This is a genomic window from Arhodomonas sp. KWT (assembly GCF_010993615.1).
The window spans coordinates 3,644-12,528 of record NZ_WNXE01000081.1 but is presented as its reverse complement, the minus strand read 5'-3'; the positions used below and the strand labels follow the sequence as shown (position 1 = coordinate 12,528).

The window sequence follows — 8,885 nt, the reverse complement described above, 5'->3', positions numbered from 1 at the left end:
TGACCTTGACGCCATGTTCGCGGAGATGGACCGGGCCGCCGATCGTGCCGAACGTACACTCGATGGCCGGTTCGGTGGCATCTACCGTGAACTCCGGGCACTCACGCCGGAGCAGATAGACGGCATCACGCCGGATACCACCGATCAGCGCGAGTACGAGCGCCTGATGGCGCTGGTCCAGGAGGCCAGCGAGCGCAATATGGAGCAGGGCGAGCTCATAAACCGGATCAGGGAGCTTGGGACAGTGGCGAAACAGATCGCGCAGCAGGTGTCTGGTCTGCGTGGGCTGGTGTGAACCTGAAGCCGCCCATACTGGTTAGATGGGCATTTTAAGACGAGCGCGTCCGCCCCACCGGGTGAAGGTGGGGCGGGTGGCCCACGTCGGAGCAGCGGACTGCAGCGTGGGCCCGTACGGGACCTTCCACGCTTCGCAGCACACCGCCCGCGCCGTGGGGCGCTGTTCCACTTCGACCAGGGCATCGAATACGCGGCCAACAGCGTCAAGGCACTGTTGGCCCGCCATCACCTGACACAGAGCACGAGCCGCCGGGCGTAATGCTGCGACAACGCCCATGTCGAGTCGTTTTTCGGCACACTGAAGGCCGAGTCCGACGTCACCGAGCGCCGCCTGCAACAATCCGTGTCCACGCTGATCAGCCACGTCGACGACTACCTTCGGTTCTACAACAGGCGTCGGCTACACTCGGCGTTGGGCTTTCAACCGCCGGCTGCATTCCGGAAACTAGCTGCATGAACTTGTCCTATTCACCCGGGCAAGGTCACGGCGAGTTTGGGTGTCGGTCTCCACAGCGTTGTTAGGGCCGTTCATATGCTGACCTCGTTTGCTGCGGTCCAAGTTTGGTCTAGTTGAGAGATCAACGCTGCTCGGTTCACGCTGTCCTCCACTTCATTAAGCATGAAAACTCGAATGCCGGCGTCCTTAATCGAGGCTCCCACATGCCAGCATTGCTCGTTATCTACAATAATAAAACGGTCATGAAACTCCTTTGACCATCTAACGGAAAGCCGAATATTGTTGTGCTGTTGAAGGAAGATGCGGGCTTCGTGGACAAAATCTGATGGCAGCTTATACGTCAACAACCGCACTTGTATCGGAGTCCCTGCGATCGTAGCAAGTACTACGAATAGTGAACTATCAACATAAGGGTCAACGATGTTGAGTGACGTGGTTGCTTTCTGAAGGATTCGACGTATCTCTACGTAGGCATCATATTGCGTCCCCACAGGAAAGAAGAGTTCACTCACTTCCGCTGTAGTTGGCGTCAAGCGCCCGCCGTACATGCGCCAGCCAATTTTATGCAGGTCTGCGTCCAGCTCGTCACCTTTCCCGCGGTCCACTAATTCAGATGCAGTGATATTCGCAACTCGCAGGCGATCCTCCTCGCCGAGCTGGTGGTAGGCGGTGTTGATGCGCGGGCGATATGCGCGCTTGCGATAGGTATGCGAGTAGTCTTGTCGGTCATCAAGTGACCAGTCCACGATCAGACCAGTCCTCTCGAGTACCTCCGGTATGTCGTGGCTTGAGAGCTCGAATAGTCTCGCGCATATTACTCGCCACGGATCTAAATCGGATGTTGAGGCCATACCTAGAGCCCTTCTCGCCCTAACGATGGCCATCAGCCGTGCGAGGTACGAGCGTCGGCTGGATGGTATGGTTAGGCACTCGGACTATAATCCTTACCGGCATTTTCCTCGAAGCGTCTAAGATGCTTCGTCATTATTTCCACATGACGGGCTGCCCCTAGCGCTTTGGCCACGAGGATATGGGAGATAAATGTTCTGTACATATAGTTCCAAAGATCTCGTTTATATTCCTCAATTCGAGGCGTGCCCAACATGCCCTTTATGTGAAATTTTGGCGGATATCCACCATACCTATCCATTATGTGCGGCGACGCGCCGTGCACAAAACCCGAATAGGCCTTGTGGATTGTTCGGGTCAACTCTATGCCGCGGCTTGGGTCCATCGGGGCACCTTCAACGTTAGCGATATAAGCCCTGATCTTTTTTCTCGGTGCCATGGGGCGCTTCTGCTCGGATGTTAGTGGGTTACCCGAGCCATCGAACTCTTCCTCCCAGAAAGCATCCAGATATTTTTGGTGCAAATCCGTGATTCTGTCATTCGTGACGGCATAGACAAGAAAGAGGATGTCTTCATTGGCCTCGTCCACAACTCGCTGAAGTGCGGCCTGTTCTTGGACGTATCCATGTTCAAGCAAGACCTGCGCCGCTCGGACTGTGCTTTGGGCGTGTGCCAATTTCTGGATAATGGCTTGATAAATGTCCTGCTCCTGAAATCGGTATACTTCCCCATAGGGTTTGCGAACGAGTTTTGGCTTACTTGGTATCGCAGCCTCGAAATCTCTAAACGAGATCTCCATTAGCTCTAGCATCTTATCGATATCGTCATCCATCACTAAGCGCCTAACGCGAAGCTAAGCGGCGCCCTGACAAGGGCGTCTGACCTTGCCCGGCGTCGCGCCGCAGCGTTTTGTTAAGTTCGCCGATCGTCTTCAAAGTATTCCGGACGAATCATAGGCCCAATGAACTCTACGGTTCCGTCTCGTGGTGTTCGGTTCCATTCATACAAATCCAGTTCCTTAAGAAAATTAAAGGGTGCGGGCACTGCATTTAAAATGGGACGAATCAGTTCAGGTGTTATCGCATCCCAGAATGACATGACGGATTGCCAATCGAGGTTTTCACGATGGGCACACACCGCATTTCGCACATTCCGCACTTCGTCAGACACTGCCTTCTTCGCTTCGGAGTACGGTTTAAACAGCTCCTTGGCTTGTTCCTTCTCTTCCGTTGTGAGTTCTCGCCAACCGTGTCTCTCCCTTGGGTCGAATGTTGGCGCTTGCATCACGATAACTTGCATCCTATCGAAAACCTGAATCAGAGATCGCACCTCAATTACCGCATACCGGAGAAAGAGCTTCTTAGTGTATGCATCCGACACGCCTGCCCGAACTCTGAGTAATGCATACAAGTCTTCCCAAATGTGGTTTACGTGTATCAGCAAGCTCGCGGCCTCGTTGCCAGGAAACCAGGCATCCTGACCCCGTTCATGCACTGGATGGAACGTTTTTGGTTCGCGGGCTTCCGCGTTAATGATCTCGTCGAGAGAGTCCATATAAGAACTTAACGCCTAGCTCACCGGAAAAATGCGAGCGGAGTGAGTAAGTTTTCCGGTGCAGCTACTTGTTAGGTGCATCTTGAATATCGTACTTTTGCTTCAGGCTTTTAACTAAAAATCCAGCGTTATAAGCGAAGCCTTGGGGTTTTTCAGTAAAGCACACGATTGTATTCGAGGTGCGTGGCTTAGAAATATTGTAAGTCTGGCCACCAGAGACAGTAGTAGTTGCCGTACCATAAGTGCTTGCATTGTAAGTAGTACTATTACCATAGCTGTATGCAGCACCATAGGTATTAGCATTTACATTAGTCGTGACTGTTGTAGGGGTTCTGTAAGTACTATTTTTTGAATATTGCTGTGCGTCGACAATTAAAAAATATTTAAATCCATGCTCAAGTGCTAATTCTGCACTACGAAGCATGGCGAAATCGTTTGCTTTATCTCTGTCAGTAAAAGCATTGCCCTTAAATACGACAGTGAACACATTTGTATCCAGTTGTGTTTCTGAGAATCCTCCTGTCATTCCTTGCGGCTGGTAAGCAGTAGCACAACCGCCCAACAGTATGATTAACGATAATGTTGGGATGATTCTCATGACTCCTTCTTGCACCTAACGATGAAGATAAATGGCGCGCCGCATAGGCGCATCCAGTGGAAGGCCGAAGGCCTGGAACGAATTTCATTGCCTTGTTATACGGCTACTTTTTCCACTTTCCCGACTTAGGCCCAGTCATAAATAGAAACTCCTGCATGGTGAGCCACTCCCCGTACTTGGACCGGCCTCAGGTGGAAAACCCGACCTGTTGAGCGGCTCCAGCGTCTGGTTGGGCGACTGTCCGCTACCAGGCGCCCTCGAGCCGCAGCGACGCTAGTTGCATCTCAAATCTTTCGCCTCGGTCGTCCTGCATGTGGAACATGGCCGGCGTCTTCTTCGGCGGCCTCTTAAGCCAGGATAGGCAGACCTCGGCGAGATCCCCTATGGCGAGCGACTTGGTCGCTCGCTGGATCATTAGGTTAGTCAACTCGGGGTTCGGCAAGACCATAAAGTCGCCCTCCCGAGTAATCTCCTCAGGGGAAGCCGCTGCGGTGCTTTTCTCACGTTGAAACATTTTGCGAGGGATCGGAAGAGACTGACCCGACAAAAGCAGCTCTTCGCGGTACGTTGGAGCCGTGAAGTCGAGCACGTACCCCTCAGTCTCCACCCAGCAGTGGAAGGCGTCAGATGAACTAACTAGCCCGCCGCTAGCAGCATTCCGATCAGCGAAAGTCAGTACTGACGCTGAGGGATCATGCACGCGAACCAATGCCACCCCCATCAGTGGCCGGGCTGGTATTCGGAACGTGCGTTCTAAGATACAGGCGGCGATCGTGTTATAGAAGAGACAGGCGCGGCCGGAGTCCTCGCCAATTGCGAGCCGCACCGAATGGATCACAGACCATATCAATCGGTACTCTGGCAGCGACACGGGGGGCGATTTCTTCGCCTTCATGACTACCTCAACCTGCCCAACAGTAATCAGACGGATCAAGTCCGTGTTATAACGCGGACTTCGTCCGCCTAACATGAAAGCCTTGTCCCGTATGTCGTTGTCGAGAAAGCGGTCCCGCAGCGTTGGGTGCGTGATTGACGGACCGGTTATTTGGCGGTCTACAGGACGATTGCGGTGATTATAGCCGCTTCAAATACCCCGTGCCCCCGAGCTGCTGCATCTGGCGCATTATCCAGCGCTGGCGTTCACGAACGTAGCCGGAGGGCCGACGAGCGTTGTATTCGTAGGGGTTGGGGAGTACCGCGGCGAGGAGGGCGGCTTCGGCGGGGGTGAGCCGGGCGGGGGATTTGTTGAACATGCGCTGGCTGGCGGCTGTGGCGCCGAAGGTGTTGGGGCCGAACTGCGCGATGTTTACGTAGACTTCGAGGATGCGCTGTTTGGGCCAGCACAGCTCGATTAGGGTGGTGAAGTAGGCCTCCAGGCCCTTGCGGATGTAGTTGCGCCCGGGCCAGAGAAAAAGATTCTTCGCGACCTGCTGGGAGATGGTGCTGGCGCCCCGGAGATCGTCGCCGCGGCTGTATTCCCGCAGGGCTTTGGAGATGGCCTGGAAGTCGAATCCCCAGTGGTCGGGGAAGCGCTGGTCTTCGGAGGCGACGACGGCCAGGGGGAGGTTGGGGCTGATGCCGTCCCAGTCGGTCCATTCGTAGGCGGCGGCGGTCCAGTCCGGGTGGGCGTCCGCGAGGACGTTGTGGCGGATGATGAAGGCGCTGGTGGGTGGGTCTACCCAGCGCAGGGTGACGACGGGCAGCAGGCTCAGGGCGACGAAGCCGGTGACGACTGCCGCCACGATCCGGATGGCTTTTGCCTTTAGCGATCGGCGCCGCGATTTCGTCACTGACCACGGCCTTCGGTTGCCGTCATTGTGATCCCCCGTGTCATCCCCTTCTCATTGTGCGGACGCATTGGCCGGCCATCCCGGGGTGGGCTTTTGTCGGTCGCTTTACGTGGCGCCCACCGTTAGACCGTCCGGGTGAGCCAGTTCGGATTCTCCGCAACGGTGGTGCGTCCGTCCAGCGCGCCGCACGCCGTGCCCGTGATGGTCCTACGGACGCATTGTTCCACGCGTGTCGCAGGGCCGCCGGATGCCGGGCTGATGTTTCCGGCCACGGCCCATTTACTGACAGGCGGAATAGCCGGCGCGTATGTGCTCCGGCCACGCATTGTCGGCCTCGATGACGCGGAATGCCACGGTGCCCTTGCCGTGGTGTTTGACGTCGTACATCAGGGCGTCGGCGGTCGTCATCGCGGCCTCCGGGTACATGCGGGTGTTGCGCAGGGTGACGACGCCGATGCTGCAGCCGACGTCCCAGTCGTTGCTGGTGAATACCTCGTGGAGCGTCGCGTTCAGGCGGTTGATGAGCTGCTTCGCGCCGCCGGCGTCCGTGCGTGGCAGGATCAGGGCGAACTCGTCGCCGCCGAGGCGGCCGGCGGCGTCGGAGGCACGAAGCGAGCGGGTGAGGGCGTCACCGATGCTCCACAGCAGGCGGTCGCCCTCGGCATGGCCGCGGCTGTCGTTCAGCAGCTTGAAGTCGTCCACGTCGATGTAGGCCAGGGTGATGGGGTCGCTGTGGCGGCGGGCCAGCGCGAGGTCGCGGCGTAGCTGGTCGTTGAATGCCCGCCGCACCAGCAGCCCCGTGAGGCCGTCGACGCGGGCAAGCTGCCGCTGGGCGTTGAAGCTGGTGCGCAGCGCATCCAGCAGCACGCCGGTGATGACGAAGAAGACCAGGCGGACGACGGTGTTCCACACCGCGATCGCCTCCGGTGCGGGCTGACGGCCGGCGGCGGTGTCGGCGACGTACCAGGAGGTGCAGCACAGTGCCGCGATAATCACGGTGGCCAGCCGGCCCTTGTACCACGCCGCCAGGGCGACCGGGGCCAGATAGAACTCGGAGACCGAGACCTCGTAGCCGGTGACGTAGTCGAGCACGCCGATCAGCGCGACGCCGGCGAGGGCCAGCGACATGACACCAACGGTGCCGAGGCGGGCGAGGGGGCGGTTCAGGGCGGCTACGACAGACATGCGGTTTCTCTCGTGTCGGTATTCCGGATGTGTCGTCCCTGCGGTGCTTGTCCGTTGTCGACCCGGATACGGCCGATTACCCGTGATCATACAGGCATGCCAGCGTCCGGGGCGTCGGTGGTGTCCGAAATCGGACTAGGCACATTCCGAGTGCCGCGGACGGGACGCGTGGCACGTCCACCTGGAGGGACCCGGAACGTGGGAACGCGCCCGGTCGGTGACCGGGCCGGACAAATCCGGGTGGGTATGGCCCCGAGTCCTGGTAGTCCGCCCCGGCTCCAGGGTCGTCATGAGCCGAATGCCTGTTCCCCGGCGTAGTGGCTCCGGGGAAATCGGTTGCCACGAATTGCCCGTGCCAAACCGGGATGTGGCGTCACGGCCACCGCCGCATGCTCGCGCTCAGGACCACAGACGGGAGCACTCGACGATGACGTCATCCACGATCACGCCGCGCATGAACGCCGCCGCTTGGGGGATGCTGCTGGCCCTGTCGGTGCTGTGGGGTGGCTCGTTCTTCTTCGTTGAAGTGGCGGTGGACGCCATCCCACCTTTGACGCTGGTACTGCTGCGGGTCGGCGGCTGTGCCGTCGTGCTGTGGGCCGTGGCGCTGGCCGGTGGTGGCGGGATGCCGCGCCGGGCGGGAGTCTGGCGGGCGTTCCTGGTGATGGGGCTGCTCAACAACGCATTGCCCTTCAGCCTGATCGTGTGGGGGCAGGCGCATCTTTCCTCGAGTCTCGCGGCGATACTCAACGCCACGACGCCGCTGTTCACGGTGGTGGTGGCCGGCCTGGTGCTGGCGGACGAGCGCCTGACGCCGGGCCGGGTGGCCGGCGTGGGGCTCGGGTTCCTGGGCGTGGTCGTGCTCGTGGGGGAGGGTGCGTGGGGCGGCGGTAACGCCTGGCCCTATCTCGCCTGCCTGGCCGGGGCGGTGTCCTATGCCTGCGCCGGGGTCTTTGGCCGGCGGTTCCGGCGGCTCGGGGTGACGCCGTTGCAGACGGCGGCGGGGCAGGTGACCGGCTCCACCGCCCTGCTGGCGCCGGTCGCGCTGACAGTGGATCACCCGTGGACGCTGCCGGTCCCGTCGGTGGCGGTCGTGGGCGCCGTGGCGGGACTCGTGGTGCTGTCGACGGCGCTGGCCTATCTTCTCTACTTCCGCATCCTGGCGGTGGCGGGGGCGACGAACCTGCTGCTGGTGACCTTCCTCATCCCCGTGAGCGCGATCCTGCTCGGGGTGGGGATCCTGGGGGAGCGCCTCGGTTTGCGGGACGTCGCCGGCATGGCGATCATCGGTCTTGGCCTCGCGGCCGTGGACGGCCGTCCGGCCCGCTGGCTGCGCAGAGTCGCCGCGGGCGGACGTGGGGAGGAGGGCACCTGAGATGACCCGGAAGGACGTTGCCACGGATGACGGACGCTGGCGTGCCGTCATCGGCAACGACACGGCCGCCGACGGCCGGTTTATCTACGCCGTGCGCACGACCGGTATCTACTGCCGGCCCTCCTGCCGCTCCAGGCCGCCGCGGCGCGGCAACGTGGCCTATTTCGATACCCCCGCGGACGCCGAGGCCGCCGGATTCCGCCCCTGCAAGCGCTGCCGCCCGGCGGGCGGCGCCGATCCGGCGTCGGGCGCCCTGGTGGCCGCCTGCCGCGTTCTTGAGCAGGCCGAGAGGGAGCCGGCGCTGGAGGAGCTCGCCGGCCGCGTCGGCCTGACGCCCGCCCGGCTGCGCCGCCTGTTCCAGGCCCGCCTCGGTATTACCCCCAAGGGCTACGCCAAGGCGCTCAAGGCCCGGCGTCTGGCGCAGAGGCTGAAGGCCGGGGCGATGGTGACGGAGGCCCTGTACGAGGCCGGCTACGGCGCCCCCAGCCGCGCCTACGAGGCCGTCGCGCAGCGGCTCGGCATGACACCTACCGTCTACGCCGGGGGCGGGCAGGGGGAAAGCATCCGCTACGCCGTCGTCCCCTGTGCCCTCGGCCGTCTGCTGGTGGCGGTGACGGAACGCGGCCTGTGCGCCGTGGCGCTGGGCGCCGGCGATGCGGAGGTGGCAGCGTGCCTGCGCGCCCGGTTCCCGAAGGCGGTGTTGACGGAGGACAGGGCCGGTCTCGCCGCCATGGTCAGGGCTGTCGCCGCCCGTGCCACCGTGCCCCGCGCCGGTCCCGA

At 60.7% G+C, this 8,885-nt stretch carries 10 protein-coding genes and 1 pseudogene; 4 read left to right on the top strand and 7 right to left on the bottom strand.

Annotated features, from left to right (window positions below; all coding sequences use genetic code 11):
* Both G7A99_RS12220 and G7A99_RS25945 read left to right on the top strand, forming a co-directional pair.
* Positions 1-295: hypothetical protein (locus G7A99_RS12220; protein WP_163140506.1), on the top strand; the 295-nt coding region annotated here is incomplete at its 5' end.
* A gap of 279 nt (positions 296-574) precedes the next feature.
* A pseudogene (locus G7A99_RS25945) lies at positions 575-754 on the top strand (integrase core domain-containing protein); the annotation flags it as partial.
* A gap of 71 nt (positions 755-825) precedes the next feature.
* Here the strand turns inward: G7A99_RS25945 and G7A99_RS12210 are convergent.
* The 7 genes from G7A99_RS12210 to G7A99_RS12180 all read right to left on the bottom strand — a co-directional run bounded on the left by G7A99_RS12210 (position 826) and on the right by G7A99_RS12180 (position 6,730).
* Entirely contained in the window at positions 826-1,500 is a 675-nt protein-coding gene (locus G7A99_RS12210) for a hypothetical protein (protein ID WP_163140504.1), read from the bottom strand.
* Between the two features lie 176 nt (positions 1,501-1,676).
* Positions 1,677-2,435, bottom strand: coding sequence for a hypothetical protein (locus G7A99_RS12205; protein WP_163140502.1), 759 nt, complete (start codon positions 2,433-2,435; stop codon positions 1,677-1,679).
* Between the two features lie 80 nt (positions 2,436-2,515).
* Positions 2,516-3,157 carry a hypothetical protein gene (locus G7A99_RS12200; protein WP_163140500.1) on the bottom strand — a complete coding sequence of 214 codons (642 nt, stop codon included), beginning with the start codon at positions 3,155-3,157 and terminating at the stop codon, positions 2,516-2,518.
* Between the two features lie 64 nt (positions 3,158-3,221).
* Complete coding sequence (locus G7A99_RS12195) at positions 3,222-3,755, bottom strand: hypothetical protein (RefSeq protein ID WP_163140498.1); 534 nt, start codon at positions 3,753-3,755, stop codon at positions 3,222-3,224.
* 244 nt (positions 3,756-3,999) lie between these two features.
* Complete coding sequence (locus tag G7A99_RS12190) at positions 4,000-4,650, bottom strand: DUF2026 family protein (protein WP_163140496.1); 651 nt, start codon at positions 4,648-4,650, stop codon at positions 4,000-4,002.
* A gap of 178 nt (positions 4,651-4,828) precedes the next feature.
* On the bottom strand, positions 4,829-5,497 hold the full coding sequence (gene mtgA / locus G7A99_RS12185; protein ID WP_240466262.1) for a monofunctional biosynthetic peptidoglycan transglycosylase: 669 nt from the start codon (positions 5,495-5,497) through the stop codon (positions 4,829-4,831).
* A gap of 327 nt (positions 5,498-5,824) precedes the next feature.
* A complete protein-coding gene (locus tag G7A99_RS12180) occupies positions 5,825-6,730 on the bottom strand; it encodes a GGDEF domain-containing protein (RefSeq protein ID WP_163140492.1) in 906 nt (301 codons plus the stop codon).
* 427 nt (positions 6,731-7,157) lie between these two features.
* On the opposite strand from G7A99_RS12180, the gene G7A99_RS12175 reads away from it, so the two are divergent.
* Positions 7,158-8,105 carry a DMT family transporter gene (locus tag G7A99_RS12175; protein ID WP_205599831.1) on the top strand — a complete coding sequence of 316 codons (948 nt, stop codon included), beginning with the start codon at positions 7,158-7,160 and terminating at the stop codon, positions 8,103-8,105.
* A gap of 1 nt (position 8,106) precedes the next feature.
* A partial coding sequence (locus G7A99_RS12170) for a bifunctional transcriptional activator/DNA repair enzyme AdaA (RefSeq protein WP_163140490.1) occupies positions 8,107-8,885 on the top strand: 779 nt, incomplete at its 3' end.

Excerpts from the sequence above, each read along its gene's own strand:
- G7A99_RS12180 (WP_163140492.1), bottom strand. The coding sequence starts at position 6,730 with ATGTCTGTCGTAGCCGCCCTGAACCGCCCCCTCGCCCGCCTCGGCACC.
- G7A99_RS12200 (WP_163140500.1), bottom strand. The coding sequence starts at position 3,157 with ATGGACTCTCTCGACGAGATCATTAACGCGGAAGCCCGCGAACCAAAA.
- G7A99_RS12205 (WP_163140502.1), bottom strand. The coding sequence starts at position 2,435 with ATGGATGACGATATCGATAAGATGCTAGAGCTAATGGAGATCTCGTTT.
- G7A99_RS12195 (WP_163140498.1), bottom strand. The coding sequence starts at position 3,755 with ATGAGAATCATCCCAACATTATCGTTAATCATACTGTTGGGCGGTTGT.
- G7A99_RS12175 (WP_205599831.1), top strand. The coding sequence starts at position 7,158 with ATGACGTCATCCACGATCACGCCGCGCATGAACGCCGCCGCTTGGGGG.
- G7A99_RS12190 (WP_163140496.1), bottom strand. The coding sequence starts at position 4,650 with ATGAAGGCGAAGAAATCGCCCCCCGTGTCGCTGCCAGAGTACCGATTG.